General features: G+C 68.8%; 13 protein-coding genes, 1 pseudogene and 1 other annotated feature. Of the genes and pseudogenes, 8 read left to right on the top strand and 6 right to left on the bottom strand.

Annotation, left to right across the window (positions count from 1 at the left end; translation table 11 throughout):
- Positions 1 to 14: 14 nt before the first annotated feature.
- Positions 15 to 530 carry a nitroreductase family protein gene (locus ACZ50Z_RS24105; RefSeq protein WP_464485804.1) on the bottom strand — a complete coding sequence of 172 codons (516 nt, stop codon included), beginning with the start codon at positions 528 to 530 and terminating at the stop codon, positions 15 to 17.
- Between the two features lie 151 nt (positions 531 to 681).
- Here ACZ50Z_RS24105 and ACZ50Z_RS24100 point away from each other — a divergent pair, with 151 nt between their 5' ends.
- From ACZ50Z_RS24100 to ACZ50Z_RS24065, 8 genes and pseudogenes are all read left to right on the top strand, one after another.
- Positions 682 to 1,548: a cyclopropane mycolic acid synthase family methyltransferase gene (locus ACZ50Z_RS24100; protein WP_464485803.1), complete on the top strand. Its 867-nt coding sequence runs from the start codon at positions 682 to 684 to the stop codon at positions 1,546 to 1,548.
- A 40-nt stretch (positions 1,549 to 1,588) separates the two neighbouring features.
- Positions 1,589 to 4,885, top strand: a complete 3,297-nt coding sequence (gene recC / locus ACZ50Z_RS24095; protein WP_464485802.1) for an exodeoxyribonuclease V subunit gamma — start codon at positions 1,589 to 1,591, stop codon at positions 4,883 to 4,885.
- Positions 4,885 to 8,187, top strand: a complete 3,303-nt coding sequence (recB, locus tag ACZ50Z_RS24090) for an exodeoxyribonuclease V subunit beta (RefSeq protein ID WP_464486384.1) — start codon at positions 4,885 to 4,887, stop codon at positions 8,185 to 8,187. The genes recC and recB overlap by 1 nt, the downstream gene beginning before the upstream one ends.
- A gap of 11 nt (positions 8,188 to 8,198) precedes the next feature.
- Positions 8,199 to 9,905 (top strand): exodeoxyribonuclease V subunit alpha, encoded by a 1,707-nt coding sequence (recD, locus tag ACZ50Z_RS24085; protein ID WP_464486383.1) that lies wholly within the window; start codon positions 8,199 to 8,201, stop codon positions 9,903 to 9,905.
- Positions 9,902 to 10,657, top strand: coding sequence for a TVP38/TMEM64 family protein (locus ACZ50Z_RS24080; protein ID WP_464485801.1), 756 nt, complete (start codon positions 9,902 to 9,904; stop codon positions 10,655 to 10,657). Before recD ends, ACZ50Z_RS24080 begins: the two co-directional genes overlap by 4 nt.
- 156 nt (positions 10,658 to 10,813) lie before the next feature.
- Positions 10,814 to 11,014 (top strand): annotated as a pseudogene (locus tag ACZ50Z_RS24075) (hypothetical protein); the annotation flags it as partial.
- Between the two features lie 154 nt (positions 11,015 to 11,168).
- Positions 11,169 to 12,409 (top strand): IS3 family transposase gene (locus tag ACZ50Z_RS24070; RefSeq protein WP_464482219.1). Its coding sequence is split into 2 segments (ribosomal slippage): positions 11,169 to 11,454 and positions 11,454 to 12,409, totalling 1,242 coding nucleotides; the frame shifts between segments, so codons are not numbered across the junction.
- Positions 11,444 to 11,560, top strand: a sequence feature (AL1L pseudoknot). (Overlaps the previous gene by 117 nt.)
- A gap of 123 nt (positions 12,410 to 12,532) precedes the next feature.
- Positions 12,533 to 12,901, top strand: a complete 369-nt coding sequence (locus tag ACZ50Z_RS24065) for a hypothetical protein (RefSeq protein WP_464485800.1) — start codon at positions 12,533 to 12,535, stop codon at positions 12,899 to 12,901.
- Here ACZ50Z_RS24065 and ACZ50Z_RS24060 read toward each other — a convergent pair whose 3' ends face one another.
- The 5 genes from ACZ50Z_RS24060 to ACZ50Z_RS24040 all read right to left on the bottom strand — a co-directional run bounded on the left by ACZ50Z_RS24060 (position 12,902) and on the right by ACZ50Z_RS24040 (position 17,394).
- Entirely contained in the window at positions 12,902 to 14,137 is a 1,236-nt protein-coding gene (locus tag ACZ50Z_RS24060) for a cytochrome P450 (protein WP_464485799.1), read from the bottom strand. It abuts the gene before it with no gap.
- Between the two features lie 44 nt (positions 14,138 to 14,181).
- Positions 14,182 to 15,087, bottom strand: a complete 906-nt coding sequence (locus tag ACZ50Z_RS24055) for a haloalkane dehalogenase (protein ID WP_464485798.1) — start codon at positions 15,085 to 15,087, stop codon at positions 14,182 to 14,184.
- Between the two features lies 1 nt (position 15,088).
- The gene (locus ACZ50Z_RS24050) at positions 15,089 to 15,574 is read right to left on the bottom strand and encodes an NUDIX hydrolase (RefSeq protein WP_464485797.1); all 486 of its coding nucleotides are present in this window, start codon (positions 15,572 to 15,574) and stop codon (positions 15,089 to 15,091) included.
- A gap of 6 nt (positions 15,575 to 15,580) precedes the next feature.
- Positions 15,581 to 16,936 (bottom strand): WS/DGAT/MGAT family O-acyltransferase, encoded by a 1,356-nt coding sequence (locus ACZ50Z_RS24045; protein WP_464485796.1) that lies wholly within the window; start codon positions 16,934 to 16,936, stop codon positions 15,581 to 15,583.
- A 74-nt stretch (positions 16,937 to 17,010) separates the two neighbouring features.
- Positions 17,011 to 17,394 carry a DUF1330 domain-containing protein gene (locus ACZ50Z_RS24040; RefSeq protein WP_464485795.1) on the bottom strand — a complete coding sequence of 128 codons (384 nt, stop codon included), beginning with the start codon at positions 17,392 to 17,394 and terminating at the stop codon, positions 17,011 to 17,013.
- Between the last annotated feature and the right edge of the window lie 23 nt (positions 17,395 to 17,417).

Here is a 17,417-nt window from a genome sequence, read left to right as displayed (position 1 = left end):
ATTTTCACGACATCTCACCAGCGGCCGTGATGCACCACCTCGGAAAACGGCCGGCGATTCGGTGAGCGGACCGGGCGCAGCGGGCGATCGGCCGGATAGCCCACCCCGAGCAGGAAAGCCACCAGGTGATCGTCGGGAACGCCCAGGATGGCGCGCGCCTTGTCCTGATCCCCCACCGACGAGTGGCCCGTCCCGATTCCCAGGTCCGTGGCCGCGATCATCATCGCCATGGTGGCCTGGCCGATGTCGTAGTTGTCGGTGATCACCCGGCGCTCGTCGGGCGGCACCGGCGCCACGATCGCGATCGCGGCCGGCGCGGCGGCGATGTGGCCGGCGCCGCGCCAGACCGTGGACAGCTCCTGCAGCTGGGCGCGGTCGGTGACGACGACGAAGTCCCAGGGCTGACGGTTTTTGGCCGACGGCGCGCGCCAGCCGGCTTCGGCGATCCGGTTGAGGTCCTCGTCGGCGATCGCCCGCGGCTGGTACTCGCGCACATTGCGCCGCGCGCAGATCGCGTCCCACGCATCCATCTGATTCCTCCAGGCAGCTGTTTTCCCCCCAGTATCGACAAAGCTCACCGAAGTTTGCATACGGCGATTTCGGGAAAGCCGTGGTGAACCAACGGGGCGGGCCGGTCGTGAACAACTGAATGTCCCCCAGTCAGAAAGGCGGGTGGCCGCCGTGGCAGAGAACCTGACACCTCACTTCGAAGAGGTACAAGCCCACTACGACCTGTCGGACGACTTCTTCCGGTTGTTCCTCGACCCCACGATGACCTACAGCTGCGCGTATTGGGATCGCGGGCGAGACATCACGCTGGAAGAGGCGCAGCTGCGCAAGATGGACCTCTCGCTGGGCAAGCTGGGTCTGCGGCCGGGGATGACGCTGCTCGACGTGGGCTGCGGCTGGGGTGGCACGGCCCGGCGCGCGATCGAGAAGTACGACGTCAACGTCATCGGATTGACCCTGTCGCAACACCAGGCCGCCCACGTGCAGCAGCTCTTCGACTCGCTGGACACCGAACGCAGCCGGCGGGTGCTGCTGCACGGCTGGGAGGAGTTCGACGAGCCGGTGGACCGGATCGTGTCCATCGGCGCCTTCGAGCACTTCGGGTACGACCGCTACGACGATTTCTTCGCGATGGCGCACCGCGTCCTGCCCGACGACGGGGTGATGCTGTTGCACACGATCACGATGCTGCCCCCGCAGCAGATCGTCGAGCGCGGCCTGCCGATGACCGAGGAGCAGACGAGCTTCAACGAATTCATCGCCACCGAGATATTCCCGGGCGGGCAATTGCCGGCGATCGAGGTCGTGGAGTTCCACTCGTCGAAGATGGGTTTCAACCTGAAACGCCGGCAGTCGCTGCAGTTGCATTACGCCCGGACCCTCGACCACTGGGCCGAGGCGTTGCAGGCCCACCACAGCGAGGCCGTCGCGATCCAGTCCGAAGAGGTCTATCAGCGCTACATGCGCTATTTGACCGGCTGCGCCGACGCGTTCCGGACCGGATACATCGACGTCAACCAGTTCACGCTGGCGAAGTAGGCACCCGACCCCGGGCGCTGGGGTTTATCGTGACAGCGCAATGCCGCTTCATCTGCACCGCGCCGAGCGCACCGATCTGTTGGCCGACGGTCTCGGCGCGCTGCTGGCCAGCCCTCCGGCCGACCCGTTCGCCCCCGAGCTCGTCGTGGTCCCGGCGCGCGGGGTCGAGCGCTGGCTCAGCCAGCGGCTGTCGCATGTGCTCGGCCGCGGCGGCGGGGTTTCCGGCGGGGTGTGCGCGGGGGTCGAGTTCCGCAGCCCCGGTTCGCTGATCGCCGAGATCGCCGGCACCGCCCAGGACGATCCGTGGTCGCCGGAGGCCATGGCATGGCCACTGCTGGAGGCGATCGACTGCTCGCTGGACGAACCGTGGTGCCGAACGCTGGCGACCCATCTCGGTCACTTTCACTCCGGCGCGGAGGCCGAGCTGCGCCGGGGGCGTCGCTACGAGGTGGCGCGCCGGCTGGCCGGGCTGTTCGCCTCCTATGCGCGGCAGCGTCCGCAACTGCTGGTCGACTGGTCCGACGGCGACCCGGGCGACCTCGACGAGGACCTGAACTGGCAGCCGCAGCTGTGGCGCGCGCTGGTCTCGCGAGTCGCGGCCGACCCACCGCACGTGCGCCACGGCAAGACGCTTGCGCGGCTGTCCGAGGCGCCCAGCGACCTCCCCGCGCGGCTGTCGCTGTTCGGGCACACCCGGTTGTCGTGCACCGACTCCGAGCTGCTGGCCGCGCTCGCCATCCATCACGAGCTGCACCTGTGGTTGCCGCACCCCAGCGACCGGCTCTGGCGCGCGCTGGACGGCACACGCGGGGCGATCCCCCGCCGCGAGGACACCAGCCATCGCGCCGTGGGGCATCCGCTGCTCGCCACGCTGGGACGGGACCTGCGCGAGCTGCAACGCGGCCTGCCGGCGGACCCGCAGACCGACGAGTACCTGCCCGGCGACGCACGGCCGGACACGCTGCTCGGCTGGGTGCAGTCCGACATCGCCGACAACGCCGTCCGGCCGCAGGGGCGCGCGCTGGCCGACGACGACCGATCGGTGCAGATCCACAACTGCCACGGCCCGGCGCGCCAAGTCGATGTGCTGCGCGAGGTGCTGCTCGGCCTGTTGACCGACGACCCGACGCTCGAACCGCGCGACATCCTGGTGATGTGCCCGGACATCGAAACCTACGCACCGCTGATCGTGGCCGACTTCGGCCTCGGCGACGTGGTGCACGGCGCGCATCCCGCCCACCAGCTGCGGGTGCGGCTGGCGGATCGTTCGCTGATCCAGACCAACCCGCTGCTGGCTGTGGCCTCCCAACTGCTGGGGCTCGCCGGGGGCAGGGTGACGGCCAGCGAGGTGCTCAACCTGGCCCAGGCCGCGCCGGTGCGCGCGAGGTTCGGCTTCACCGACGACGATCTGGAAGCCATCACCCGCTGGGTGCGCCAGGCCAACATCCGGTGGGGGTTGGATCAGGAGCATCGACGGCCCTACCACGTCGACTTCGTGCACAACACTTGGCGTTTCGGCATCGACCGGATCTTGGCCGGCGTCGCGATGTCCGACGATTCGAACGCGTGGATCGACGCCACGCTGCCGCTCGACGACGTGAGCAGCAACCGCGTCCCGCTGGCCGGCCAGTTCGCCGAATTCGTCGCCCGGCTGCAGCACGTCGTGGACTCCCTCACCGGCACAAGGACATTGGCCGAGTGGCTGGCCACCCTCGCCGAAGCCATCACGCTGCTGACGCGGGTGCACGAGTCCGAGGAATGGCAGACCGGTCAGGTGCAGCGGGAGTTCGCCGCGGTGTTGGGGCAGGCCGGGTCACGGGCCGGCACGGTGCTGCGGCTGCCCGACGTTCGCGCGTTGCTGACCCGGCACCTGGCCGGACGCCCGACCCGGGCCAACTTCCGCACCGGCACCCTGACGGTATGCACCATGGTCCCGATGCGCTCGGTGCCCCACCGGGTGGTGTGTCTGGTCGGCCTGGACGACGGGTTGTTCCCGAGGCTCGGTGTCGTCGACGGGGACGACGCACTGGCCCGGTGCCCGATGACCGGGGAACGCGACATCCGCTCGGAGGACCGGCAATTGCTGCTCGACGCGATCGGCGCCGCCACCGAGAAACTGGTGATCACCTACACCGGAGCCAACGAATATTCGGGGCAGCCGCGACCCCCCGCGGTGCCGCTGGCCGAATTGCTCGACGCCCTCGACATGACCACGACCGAGAAGGTACGTGATCGCATCGTCGTCGAGCATCCGTTGCAGCCCTTCGACATTCGCAACGTCATCCCCGGCGACCTGGTGCCGGGGGTGCCGTTCAGTTTCGATCCGACGGTGTTGCGCGCGGCGCGCGCGGCCGCCGGGCGACACACCGAACAACCCAAGTTCATCGCGGCGCCGCTGCCGCCCCCGCCGGCCGACGACGTCAACCTCGCCGACCTCGTCGGCTTCTTCAAAGACCCGGTGAAGGGCTTCTTCCGCGCCCTGGAATTCACGCTGCCCTACGACGTCGACGGCGTGCAGGATGCCATGCCGGTCGACATCAACGGCCTCGAGGAATGGACGGTCGGCGACCGGATGCTCGGCGACATCCTGCGCGGGATGAGCCCCGATGACGCGCGGCAGGCCGAATGGCGCCGCGGCACTCTGCCTCCGGGTCAGCTGGGCTGGCGCAAGGTCACCGAGATCCGCGACCAGGCCGCGGCGCTGGCGCTCGAGGCGCTTCGGCATCGGCACCGGGACCGCCAGGCCGGCGCCTACGACGTCGACATCGATCTGGGCGCCGGGCGCCGGCTCACCGGCACGGTGTCACCGGTCTATGGCGACGCGCTGGTATCGGTGACCTATTCGAGGCTGGACGGCAAGCACCTGCTCGAGTCGTGGATTCCGTTGCTGGCTTTGGTCGCTCACGACCCCGGCCGCGACTGGTCGGCGGCGTGCATCGGCCGGATGCGCCGGGGCGCCAGCATCCGGGTCGAGGGGTTGGGGCCGCCGGCCGGCGATCCCGTCGAGGTGCTGCGCGAGTTGGTGGCGATCTACGACGCGGGACGCCGCGAGCCGATTCCGTTGCCCATCAAGACTTCCTACGCGTGGGCAGCCGCCCGGCACGGCGGCGACGACCCGGCGAGCGAGGCGCGGCGCCGGTGGAAGTCCGGCGACCGCTTCCCCGGCGAGGACCAGGCGCCGGCGCACGTGCGGGCGTGGGGTCGCGGCGCACCGCTGGACGATCTGATGCAGCCGGTGCGGCCGGGCGAGGAGTTCGAGGGCGAGGACAATCGGCTCGGCGCGTACGCGTCCCGGCTGTGGCTGCCGATGCTGCGCGCGGAACGGAAGCCGGTGTGATGGAGCGCTTCGACCTGTTGGGGCCGCTGCCGGCCGAGCGCTCCACCACCGTGCTGGAGGCCAGCGCGGGCACCGGCAAGACGTTCGCGTTGGCCGGTCTGGTGACGCGGTATCTCGCGGACGGCGTGGCCGGCCTGGATCAGATGCTGCTCATCACGTTCGGCCGCGCCGCCAGCCAGGAGCTGCGGGAACGTGTCCGCTGCCAAATCGTCGACGCCGTACGCGCTTTCGACGACCCGTCGACGGTTGGCGACAACCAGTTGGTGGCGTACCTGCTGGAGGGCACCGACGATCAGCGCGCGGCGCGCCGGCAGCGCCTTCGTGACGCGCTGGCCGGCTTCGATGCGGCGACGATCGCCACCACGCACCAGTTCTGCCAGTTGGTGCTGCGCTCGCTCGGCGTGGCCGGCGACACCGCCGCGAGCGTCACCCTGCTCGACAGCCTCGACGACCTGGTGACCGAGATCGTCGACGACTTGTACCTGGCGCACTTCGGGCAGGAACGCGACGACCCCGCGCTGCACTACTCCGAGGCGCTGCGGCTGGCCCGCGAGGTGGTCAACAACCCGTCGACCCAGCTGCGGCCGCGCGACCCGGACCCCGAGTCGCGGGCCGCCGTCAGCCTCCGGTTCGCCAAAGGCGTTCTGGCCGAGCTGGATACCCGCAAGCGCCGGCTCGGCGTCCTGGGCTACGACGACCTGCTGACCCGGCTGGCCGACGCGCTGGCCACCGACGGCTCGCCCGCCCGGCTGCGCATGCATCAACGCTGGCCGATCGTCATGGTCGACGAGTTCCAGGACACCGACCCGGTGCAATGGCAGGTGATCGATCGCGCGTTCAGCGGACGTTCGACGGTGATCCTGATCGGCGATCCCAAACAGGCGATCTATGCGTTCCGCGGGGGCGACATCGTGACCTACCTGCGGGCGGCCGAGACGGCGGGCCGGCGCAAGACGCTGGACACCAACTGGCGCAGCGATTCCGCGCTGCTCGAGCGGCTGCAGGTGGTGCTGCGCGGCGCCCAGCTCGGCGACCCCGCGATCGTGGTGAACGACGTCGACGCGCATCACCGGGGCCATCGGCTCGTCGGCGCGCCCCGTAACGATCCGTTCCGGTTGCGCGTCGTATCGCGAAAGACCCTGGGGCGCCGCGGCATTCAGAACCTTCCCATCGACGAGCTGCGGGAACACATCGGCTCCGATCTCGCCGCCGACATCCGCGCCCTGCTGGCCGCCGGTGCCACCTTCGACGGTAAACCGCTGCAGGCCCGCGACATCGCCGTCATCGTGGAACGGCACCGGGACGCGCACGCCTGCTTCACGGCGCTGTGCGCGGCGGGTGTTCCCGCGGTCTACACCGGCAACACCGACGTGTTCACCTCCGAGGCCGCCGAGGACTGGCTGTGCCTGCTGGAGGCCTTCGACCAGCCGCACCGGCCCGGCATGGTGCGCGCCGCCGCGGCGACGATGTTCTTCGGCGAGACCGCACAAACACTGTCGTCCGGCGGTGACGCCCTGACGGACCGGATCGCGAACACGCTGCGGGAGTGGGCCGGTCACGCCCGCGAGCGCGGCGTCGCGGCGATCTTCGAAGCCGCCCAGCTGCTGGGAATGCGGGATCGCGTGCTCGGCTGGCAGGGCGGCGAGCGGCACATGACCGACCTGGCGCACGTCACGCAGCTGCTACAGGAGGTCGCGCACCGCGAGCATTACAGCCTGCCGGCGCTGCGGGACTGGCTGCGCCGGCAACGCGACGAGCGCGGCGGCGCCCCCGAACGCAACCGCCGGCTCGACAGCGACGCCGCCGCCGTGCAGATCATGACGGTCTTCGTCAGCAAGGGCCTGCAATACCCGATCGTGTACCTGCCGTTCGCGTTCCACCGCAACACCCACGACAGCGACGTGGTGCTGTTCCACGACGAGGACGGCGCGAGGTGCCTGCACGTCGGCGGCAAGGACAGCCCCGACTTCAAAACCGTTGAGCGGCTGGGCCGTAAGGAGGACGCCAGCGATGACAGCAGGCTGACCTACGTCGCGTTGACCAGGGCGCAGGCCCAGGTGGTGGCGTGGTGGTCACCGGCGTACCACGAGCCCAACGGCGGGCTGTCGCGGCTGTTGCGTGGTCGCCGGCCCGGCGATCCGGTCGTTCCGGACCGATGCGAACCCGCGAAGGTCTCCGACGACGATGCCCTGGCCCGGTTGCGCGAGTGGGAGGCCGCCGGCGGTCCGGTCATCGAGGATTCGGTGGTGGCGCCCGCCCCGTCGCTGCCGCCGCAGCCGGTGCCCCGGGACCTCGACAGCCGCCACTTCCACCGCGCCATCGATACCACCTGGCGGCGCACGTCCTATTCGGGCCTGATCCGGGTGGCCCAGGCCAGCGGGGTCAGCAGCGAACCCGACGTCGCCGAACTCGACGACGAGGTCGGCGAGATCCCGTTGGCCTCCCCGGCCGCCGGGCCGGACGTGCCCTCGCCGATGGCGGACCTTCCGGCGGGCGCGGCGTTCGGCTCGCTGGTCCACGCGGTGCTGGAGACGGCCGACCCGTTCGCCGCGGATCTGGCCGCCGAGCTGGAGGCGCACATCCGGGAGCATTCGGCGTGGTGGCCGGTCGCCGCGACACCTGAGGAGCTGGCCGCGGCGATGGTGCCGATGCACGACACCCCGCTGGGGCCCCTGGCCGACGGGCTGACGCTGCGCGACATCGGACGCTCGGATCGGTTGCGGGAACTGGACTTCGAGCTTCCACTTGCCGGCGGTGACCGGCCGCCGCCGGGCCCCGAGGTACGCCTGTGGGACCTGGCGCCGCTGTTGCGCGAGCATCTGCCGGCCGACGATCCGCTGGCGCCGTATGCGGACCGGCTGATGGACCGGGCGCTCGGTGATCAATCGTTGCGGGGGTACCTCACCGGCTCGATCGACGCCGTGCTCCGCATCCCCGACGGTCCGGGACACCGCTTCGTGGTGGTGGATTACAAGACCAACCGGCTCGGGGATCCGGAGCGGCCGCTGACGTCCGCCGACTACGACCGGGCGCGGATGGCGGAGGCGATGCTGCATTCGGACTATCCGCTGCAGGCGTTGCTGTACTGCGCGGTGCTGCACCGCTTCCTGCGTTGGCGGGTAAGCGATTACGACCCGCAACGGCACCTCGGCGGTGTCCTCTACCTGTTCGTGCGCGGCATGTGCGGCGCGGATACCCCGGTGCTCGACGGGCACCCGTCCGGTGTCTTCAGTTGGCGGCCGCCGCCGCCGCTGATCACCGCCCTGTCGGACCTGCTCGACGCCAGGAAGGTGCCCGCGTGACCGCCGAGGTGATGGGCGCAACGGGCCTGCTGCGCACGTTCAGCGACGCTGGCGTCTTGGAGGCCGCGGATGTCCATGTGGCGCAACGGCTTACCACGCTCACCGGCGAGCCCGACGAGCGGGTGGCCCTGGCCGTCGCGCTGGTGGTGCGCGCGTTGCGGGGCGGTTCGGTCTGCGTCGACCTGCGCGCGGCGCCCGCCCAGGTCGGCGAGCCCGACCTGCCGTGGCCCGGTCCCGACGACTGGCTGGCGGCGGTGCGGGCCAGCGCTTTGCTCGGGCCGCCACCGGTGCTGCGGTTCTTCGGCGATCTGCTGTACTTCGACCGGTACTGGCTCGAAGAAGACCAGGTGTGTACCGACCTGCTCGCCCTGTCGGCACCGTCGGTCGACCTCCAAACATCGAGTTATGAAAGGCTTTTCGAGCCAGGATACGAAGAGCAGCGTGTTGCCGCCGAGATCGCGGTGTCGCAGGCGGTGACCGTGCTGACCGGCGGCCCCGGCACCGGCAAGACCACCACGATCGCCCGGCTGCTCGCCCTGCTGGTCGAGCACGCCGAGCGGGCCGGACTGCCGCCGCCCCGGATCGCGCTGGCGGCACCGACGGGCAAGGCGGCGGCGCGGCTGGCCGAGGCGGTGGCCGCCGGAGCCGAACGGCTCGGCGCCGCGGACCGAGCGCGCCTGACCGGGCTGGCGGGGACCACGCTGCACCGGCTGCTGGGCCCCCGACCCGATACGTCGGTGCGGTTCAAGCACAATCGCGCCAACCGGCTGCCGCACGACGTCATCGTCATCGACGAGACGTCGATGGTGTCGTTGACGATGATGGCCCGGCTGGTCGAGGCGGTCCGGCCGGACTCCCGGCTGATTCTGGTCGGCGACCCGGACCAGTTGGCCTCGGTCGAGGCGGGCGCGGTGCTGGCCGACCTGGTGGACGGGCTGGCCGCCCGCGACGACGTGCGGGTCGCCGCCCTGCGCACGCCGCACCGGTACGGCACGTCGATCGGCGCGCTGGCCGAGGCGATCCGGGCCGGCGACCCGGACCGGGCGGTGGAGCTGCTGGCGGCCGGTGGTGAGCACATCGAGTGGGTGGATTCCGGGCGCCCGGCCGACCGGCTGCGCGACGTGCTCGTGACCCATGCGCTGCGGCTGCGATCGGCCGCGCTGCTGGGCGCGGTCGACGAGGCGCTGGCCACGCTGGACGAACACCGGCTGTTGTGCGCGCACCGCGAGGGGCCGCACGGGGCGACACACTGGAACACGCTGGTGCAGAAGTGGATTGCCGAAGCGACGGGGCAGCCCGCCTGGTCGCAGTGGTACGCCGGGCGCCCGCTGCTGGTGACGGCCAACGACTACGGGCTGCGGCTCTACAACGGTGACACCGGTGCGGCGGTGGCCGGCGCGGAGGGCCTGCGGGCGGTCATCGCCGGCGCAGGCGGACCGCTAGGCTTCGCGACCAGCCGCCTCGGCGAGGTGGAGACGATGCACGCCATGACCATCCACAAGAGTCAGGGCAGCCAGGTCGACGAGGTGAGCGTGTTGATACCGCCCGAGGATTCGCGACTGCTGACGCGGGAACTGTTTTATACGGCCGTGACCCGGGCGCAGACCAGGGTGCGGGTGGTCGGGCCCGAGGCGTCGGTGCGCGCGGCGATCGAGCGCCGGGCGATGCGGGCCACCGGATTGCGGCAGCGGCTGCGCGCCGACGCCGCCGCGACGTGACCGGCGCCGGCGGCGACGTTCACGGTCCCGCCCCGACATCCGCGCCCGCCTCGCGGCGGGGCCCGCTCGTGCGGCTCGCCGTGTTCGCGGCCTTTCTGGCCGTGGTGTTCTACCTGGTGGCCGTCGCCCACGTCGTCGACATCGACGAGATCCGGCGGGTGGTGTCGGCCACCGGGCCGGCGGCCCCGCTGACCTACGTCGTGGTCTCGGCGGTGGCCGGGGCGCTGTTCGTGCCGGGCTCGATACTGGCGGCGGGCAGCGGGCTGTTGTTCGGGCCGCTGCTGGGCGTGTTCGTGACGTTGGGCGCGACGGTGGGCACCGCGATCGTCGCGAGTGCCGTCGGCCGCCGGGCCGGGCGCGACAGCGCCCGGGCGCTGCTGGGCGCGCACCGGGCCGACCGCATCGACGCCCTGATCGGGCGCCGGGGGCTGTGGGCGGTCGTCGGGCAGCGGTTCGTCCCCGGGATTTCGGACGCGCTGGCCTCGTACGCGTTCGGAGCGTTCGGAGTTCCCTTGTGGCAGATGGCAGTCGGCGCGTTCATCGGTTCGGTCCCGCGGGCTTTCGTCTACACCGCGCTGGGCGCCTCGATCGGCAACCGGTCATCGCCGCTGGCATACGCGGCGATCGCGGTGTGGTGCGTGACCGCCATCGTCGGCGCGTTCGCCGCGCACCGCGGGTACCGAAAATGGCGCGGGCGGCCCGACCGCGACGCGGAAAAGTCCTCGCCCGAACCGGATTCCGAATCCCACTAGCGAATCTTGGTCGCCGGTGGGGATTGGTGCATGGCTGTCCACGGCCGATTTGGAAGTTATGCACAGTTGGAAGTTCGTCCACAGGTTTGCTTTTGGGATTGCCCGGCGCGGTTTGGGCGGCCCGGTTGTGTCGGTGGTGGTTGCGATGATGTCGTTATGTCTTCGATCGCATCTGCTGACGCCGTGGGGTTGAGTCCTGCCGAGCGTGTGGGGGTGTTGTTTGAGGAGTTGGCGGAGTTGGCCGGTCAGCGCAACGCGATCGATGCGCGCATCGTGGCGATCATCGCCGAGATCGACCACGACGGGCTGGGCGGGATCACCGGGGCGCGCTCGGTGCCGGCGTTGGTGGCCTGGAGGGCTTGTCAAGATAACTGTGTAAGTAGTTGTGGCCGTTGGTGTTTAGTGGGTTGTCATAGTGGGAGTCGGTCGGGGAATTGGATCGCGAAAGCATTGAGCGCTTCGGTGAAGTACCCCAGGTTTTGTTCCGATCCTTATAGGAGGATTGGAAGCTATGCCCCGTCAGTATCCGCCGGAGTTTCGCTCTCGTGCGTTGCGGTTGTTGGACACCATGTTGGAAACCTCGGATATATCGGAGTTTGAGGCCATCAGGTCGGTGGCCAGCAAACTCGGTATTGCGCAGGAGTCGGTGCGTCGATGGCGGCGCAAAGCGCAGGTCGATACCGGGGAGCGTCCCGGCACGACCAGTTCTGAGCACGCCGAGATACGCCGCCTTAGGCGAGAGAATCTCGAATTGCGTAGGGCCAATGAGATTTTGAAGTCTGCATCCGCGTTTTTCGCAGCGGAGCTCGACCGCCCCGCACCGAAATGATCGCCTTCATCGACGCGCATCGCGATCAGTTCGGGGTCGAGCTCATCTGCCGTGTCTTGCGGGCGCCAATCCCGGGATTTTTCACCTCACGGGGGTATCGCGCAGCGTTGACCCGGCCGCCCTCAGATCGTGAGATTCGCGATGAGCAACTGATCGCCGACCTGCAGGCGGTGCACCAGCAGAATTACTCGGTCTATGGCGTCAAGAAGATGCATCAGGCCATGACCCGGCGTGGCTGGACACTAGGTAGAGAACAAACTCGCAGGTTGATGCGCAAAGCTGGGCTGCGCGGGGTGCAGCGCGGCAAGCCGGTATTCACCACCGTCACCGATCCCGCCTCAGCGCGACCCGCCGACTTGGTCAACCGGCAGTTCCGGGCGCCGGCACCAAACCGGTTGTGGGTCGCCGATATCACCTTCGTGCGGACTTGGCAGGGATTCTGCTACACCGCGTTCGTCACCGATGCCGCCACGAAAAAGATCGTCGGTTGGGCGGTCTCGGCAACCATGCGCACCGAGGACCTTCCGCTACAGGCATTCAATCATGCTGTGTGGCAGTCTAACTCGACTCTATCTGAGTTGGTGCATCATTCCGACCGCGGATCGCAGTACCTATCGGTGACCTATACCGACCGCCTGATCGAGCTCGGGATCGCCCCCTCGGTGGGCTCGCGTGGCGATAGTTATGACAATGCCCTCGCCGAGGCGGTCAATGCCGCTTACAAGACCGAGCTGATCAACCGCGCTAAACCCTGGCGCTGCATCGACGACGTCGAACTGGCAACAGCCGAATGGGTGGCCTGGTACAACCAGGAACGCCTGCACGAAGCCCTCGGCTATCAAACCCCAGCCGAGTACGAGGCCGCCCTGACCGGCACCTCACACCCCGCGAGCCAGCCGACCCCGGCCCTCGCAACCGACTAGGAACAAAACCTGGGGTACTTCACGCCGGGCAATCCCAAAAGCAAACCTGTGGACGAACTTCCAACTGTGCATAACTTCCAAATCGGCCGTTTAACCCCCATCCGAACCGGGCACGCGGCCCACATGTCAGTCACAGCCTTTCAAGATCTCCCGTTGGCCGATCGCGACCGGAAATGGGACGGCGGCGCCGCCGAGAAGCGGGTCCGCAAGTGGGCCGGCGCCGAGGACGCCCCGAACCAGAAGTACCGCGACGCCCACGTCTGGTACGACGGCGACAAGAAGGACAATTTCACCGGGTACAAGTTGCTGATCGCCGACGTCATCGACGGAACGCTCAAAGCGGTGCCGCGTGGGGTGATGGCGGCGGGCGCGATCATGGACGGTGCGCGCGGCGGCATCGATGTGCCCCACTCCGATGTCGATCGGGTCAAAAGCCACCTGGCGAAGTACTACAAGAAGATGGACGAAAGCCCGCCGTGGGAGCGCAGCTGATCAGACCGCGACGATCAGCCGCGACAGCCCGCGCAGCGTGACGTTGGTCTTGTATTGCGGTTCGCTGTCCAACCGCGCGTTCGGGAAGCGCGCGGTCACCGCCGACAGTGCCACGCTGGTCTCCAGCCGAGCCAACGGCGCGCCCAGACAGTAGTGCGCTCCGCGGCCGAAACCCAAGTGCCGCAACCCTTTCCGGTCCGGGTCAAACACGTCGGGACGGTCAAACTCCGCGGGGTCACGGTTAGCTCCGGCGAGCAGCAGCATCATGACATCGCCCGCCGGTACCTCGACGTCCCCAATCACCATGTCGGCCAGCGCAATTCGGCCGGCCAATTGTACGGGCGGGTCATAGCGCAGGGTCTCTTCCACGATCGCCGGCGCCCGGCCGGGGTCGGCACCCAGGGCTGCCCAGTGACCGGTATTGCGGAGCATGGCCAACATGGCGTTCCCGATGAGGTTCACCGTGGTCTCGTGTCCGGCGATGAGCAGCAGGTTACAGGTGGAGACGATCTCTTCCTCGGTCAGTTGATCGCCCGATTCCTCCACGGCGATCAGCCCCGAGAGCAGGTCGTCGCCGGGTCGCGAACGGCGCTTGTCGATCAGGCCGTGGAAGTATTCACGCAGCCACGTACCGGCCTGTTGTCGCTCATTGGCGACTTCCGCCGGCACACCGGTGATCGTCGAAAACGGGTCCAGCGCCTGGGCCAACAGCGCCGACGCGCGGCTGAACTGCGGCTCGTCCTCCAGCGGCACGCCGAGCAGCCGGCAGATCACCGCGACCGGCAGCGGATAGGCGAAATCCTCGACCACCTCGAACTGCCCCTTTTCGGCGACCCGGTCGAGCAATCCGTCGACCAGCGAGCGGATGTCGGGTTGCAGCGCGCTCACCACCCTCGGCGCGAACGCCTTGCTGACCAGCTTTCGCAGCCGGGTGTGGTCGGGCGGGTCGAGGAACAAGAACCCCGGGGGCCCCTGCCTGGGCGGCGCCGTGCCGGACTCCGCCTGTTGCTTCGCGACGGTCGAGTTGGCGTTCTCGCTGCTCGACGACGGGTGCCGCAACACCTCGTCGCAGTCGCGGTAACTCAGGAAGACCGCCAGGTTGGCGTCAGCCAGCTGCAACGGTCCGCGGTCGCGAAACTGTGCACACAGCCGATAGGGGTCGGCCCGGTTGGCGGGGTCCAGCAGCTGCAGCAGTAGCCCTTGCGATTCGGTGGCCTCGGCCGGCGCGGAAGTCATCATGACATTGTGCCCGCAGCCGGATCCGCCGCGAGGCGCCCCGCTCAGCGGCGCAGGAACGTCACGATGTGACCGGCGAGTTCTTCCCCGGCGTCCTCCTGCAGAAAGTGCCCGGCGCCGCGAATCACCGGGTGGTCGATCCCCTGCGCGCCGCGCATCTCGCGCGCGAAGATCGCGGCCATCGGCCCGGTGATGGGGTCGCTGTCACTGAAGGCGACCAGCATGGGCGTCGGGCTCACCGACAGCTTCGCCCACGCCGCCTTGTTGGCCGCCGCGGCCGGATCGTCCGGTGACGTGGGCACCAGCCCGGGCATGGCCCGCGGGCCGGTGCAGTACTCGTCAGCGGGAAACGGCGCGTCGTAGCCCGCACGCTCGGCATCGCTCATCGGCCGGCGGCAGCCGCCCTGCACGAACGCGCCGATGTCGAGCGTCGGCGCCGATGTGATGGCCTCCCGGAACCGCCACCAGATGTCGGCCATCGGCTGGTCCCCATTCGGCAGCCCGGTGTTGGCGACGACCACCCGGGCCAACCGTTCGGGATGCTCTGCGGCGAGCCGCAATCCGATCAGCCCGCCCCAGTCCTGACCAACCAGGGTGACGTTGCGCAGGTCGAGGACATCGAACGCCAGCGCGCGCATCCATTCGACGTGGCGCGCATAGCTGTGATCGTCGAGCCGGGTCGGCTTGTCCGAACGGCCGAATCCGACCAGGTCGGGGCAGATGACCCGGTGACCGGCGGCCACCAGTATCGGAATCATCTTGCGGTACAGATAGGACCACGACGGCTCGCCGTGCAGCATGAGGATCGGATCGGCGTCTTGCGGACCGTCTTCGATCCATGCCACGCGCAGCGCACCGCCGTCATCGTCGGACAGTTCGCAATACCTTGGCGGGTAAGGGAAATCGGGGACACCGTCGAACCGGTCGTCCGGCGTTCGCAACGTCTGCATCTCAGGTCCCTTCGGATAGTCCGGCCACACCCGGATCCGCCATCAAGCGGTCGAGAAAATCGTGCTGACTCTTCAACAACTTGACACGCGCGGTCGCTACCGCGAACCAGCCCACCCGGTCGACCTCGGGAAACTCCCGCAGCGTGCCCGATCCCTTCGGCCACTCCAAGACGAAAGTGTTGCTGCGCGCGTCGGTGATGTCGAGGTCGCTCCGCACGGCGAAGGCGGTCACCATTTTGCCGCCGGATTGTTTCAGCTGGCCGAGGTCGATGCGCGGCCCGTCCGGCACCGGCAGCCCCAGCTCTTCGGAGAACTCGCGCTGCGCGGCGGCCCAGGGATCCTCCCCGTCGCCGTACTCACCTTTCGGGATCGACCACGAGCCGTCGTCCTTGCGGGCCCAGAACGGACCGCCCGGATGCGCGAGCAAGACCTCGACGACGCCGTCGCAGGTCCGGTACAACATCACGCCCGCGCTCAGCTTTGCCATCGACTTCTATTCTCCCACAGCGCGTTCCAGATCCTTGAGCGAGGACTCCAGGTGCGCGAGCAGGCGCTGCAGGTGGGGCACGCTGCGTCGGCACCCCACCAGACCGAAGTCCAGATTGCCGGCGTTGTTGGCAAGGGTGATGTTCAGCGCCTGGCCGTCCAGCGCGATGGACAGCGGATAGTTGCCGTCGAGGCGGGCTCCCCCGTAGTAGATCGGCTCCGTGGGCCCCGGCACGTTCGAGATGATGATGTTGAACGGCGGCGACGTCGAGGCCACCCAGCCCGGGACCGCCGCCAATGCCAACGCCGACGTGTTGACGGCGGACAGCGCCAGGGCCTGGAACCGCGGCAACTGCGAGAAGACCTTCTTGTTGCTGCGCATCGAATCGCTGATGGTCAGCAGGCGCTGCGCGGGATCGTCGGCGTCGGTCGCGAGGTTGCACAGGATGGCCCCGACCATGTTGCCGCCGGCGTCGGCCTCGTCCTCGGTGCGCAGGCTCACCGGGACCATCGCGATCAGCGGCGTGTCCGGCAGCGCGTTCTGCTCGAGCAGGTAATAGCGCAGGGCGCCCGAACACATCGCCAACACGACGTCGTTCACCGTGACGCCCGCGGCCCTCTTCACGCTTTTGATGCGCTCCAGCGACCAGGATTGCGCGGCGCAGCGGCGAGCGCCACCGATCTTGACGTTCAACATGGTCTTCGGCGCGCCGAACGGCAATGTCAGTTGCTGCTCGAGCAGCGCCGCGCGCGCTAACCCGATTGTTGAGGGAGCAAGTGCCGCAAGGGATCCCGCAGTACGTGCCAGCGAGCTCAATGGGGACGACGGGCTGGATTTGCGCTGGGGTTTGCGCAGACTCCACGGGGCGCGGATCTCCGAATCGTCGGGGTCGGTGGACAGCGCGCGCTGCATCAGCTTCTGCGCGGACACGCCGTCGATCAGCGCATGGTGGACCTTGGTGTAGATGGCGAACCGGCCGTCTTTGAGGCCCTCGACGATGTGGGTCTCCCACAGGGGGCGATGACGATCCAGCAGGCTGCTGTGCCATCGCGAAGTCAGCTCGAGCAGTTCGCGGACCCGTTTCGGTGACGGCAGTGCCGAACGCCGGACGTGGTAGTCGACGTCGATGTCGTCGTCGTACGACCAGCCCAGGTTGGCGATTCCGCCGACGAACTTCGCGGGGTGCTTGCGGAACGTCGGCTGGAACTCCCGCTGAGCGGCCAGTTGCTTGTGAAGCTCCCGAGCGAAGCCGCGGCCGGCGCCGGGCGGGGGCTCGAACAACTGCAGGCCTCCGACATGCATGGGATGTTCGCGAGACTCTCCCAGCAGGAAGATCGCGTCGGTGGGCATCATCAGTTCCATCCACCCATTAGACCGCGACTGACGTCGGCGTGCGGATGTCTGGGCAGATCGGCGACGACGTGATGCGCCGGCGGTCAGTCAGCCACGACCGACCACGTCGAGGTCGCGATCAGGTCTCCGCGGTCCAGACCGGCGGCGCGGTGCTCGTGCACTTTCGCGTACTCCTGCGTGCTCACCATGTCGATGAAGGCCTGCGGCGTCGGGTATTCGACGATGAGAATCACGTCCCACCAAGGGCGTTCGCCATCGCCGATCACCACCGATGGTGCTCCCCCGGCGTAGCGCAGGGTGGCGCCCACGCGTTCCAGATGCGGGACGACCTCCTGACCGTATTGCAGATAGCTCTGCAGGCCACCCTCGGGTTTGAACTTCAACAGGTTGACCATCACCACCGGCGCGTCAGCGGGCCGCGCCGCCAGCGCCGCGAACTGCTCCGCGGTGGGTTCCAGGCTGCTCACGTCGTCAATCTCCTTGCCCTAGT

It is taken from the genome of Mycobacterium sp. NTMscope_MAC_269 (genome assembly GCF_976985695.1).
The sequence above is the reverse complement of the archived record's forward strand: the minus strand, read 5'-3'. Positions and strand labels throughout refer to the sequence as shown.

Bases quoted from the DNA above. Each gene is read 5' to 3' on its own strand.
- ACZ50Z_RS24045 (WP_464485796.1), bottom strand. From the start codon at position 16,936: ATGGAACTGATGATGCCCACCGACGCGATCTTCCTGCTGGGAGAGTCT.
- recD (WP_464486383.1), top strand. From the start codon at position 8,199: ATGGGCGCAACGGGCCTGCTGCGCACGTTCAGCGACGCTGGCGTCTTG.
- ACZ50Z_RS24065 (WP_464485800.1), top strand. From the start codon at position 12,533: ATGTCAGTCACAGCCTTTCAAGATCTCCCGTTGGCCGATCGCGACCGG.
- ACZ50Z_RS24050 (WP_464485797.1), bottom strand. From the start codon at position 15,574: ATGGCAAAGCTGAGCGCGGGCGTGATGTTGTACCGGACCTGCGACGGC.
- ACZ50Z_RS24105 (WP_464485804.1), bottom strand. From the start codon at position 530: ATGGATGCGTGGGACGCGATCTGCGCGCGGCGCAATGTGCGCGAGTAC.
- recC (WP_464485802.1), top strand. From the start codon at position 1,589: ATGCCGCTTCATCTGCACCGCGCCGAGCGCACCGATCTGTTGGCCGAC.
- ACZ50Z_RS24060 (WP_464485799.1), bottom strand. From the start codon at position 14,137: ATGACTTCCGCGCCGGCCGAGGCCACCGAATCGCAAGGGCTACTGCTG.
- recB (WP_464486384.1), top strand. From the start codon at position 4,885: ATGGAGCGCTTCGACCTGTTGGGGCCGCTGCCGGCCGAGCGCTCCACC.
- ACZ50Z_RS24055 (WP_464485798.1), bottom strand. From the start codon at position 15,087: ATGCAGACGTTGCGAACGCCGGACGACCGGTTCGACGGTGTCCCCGAT.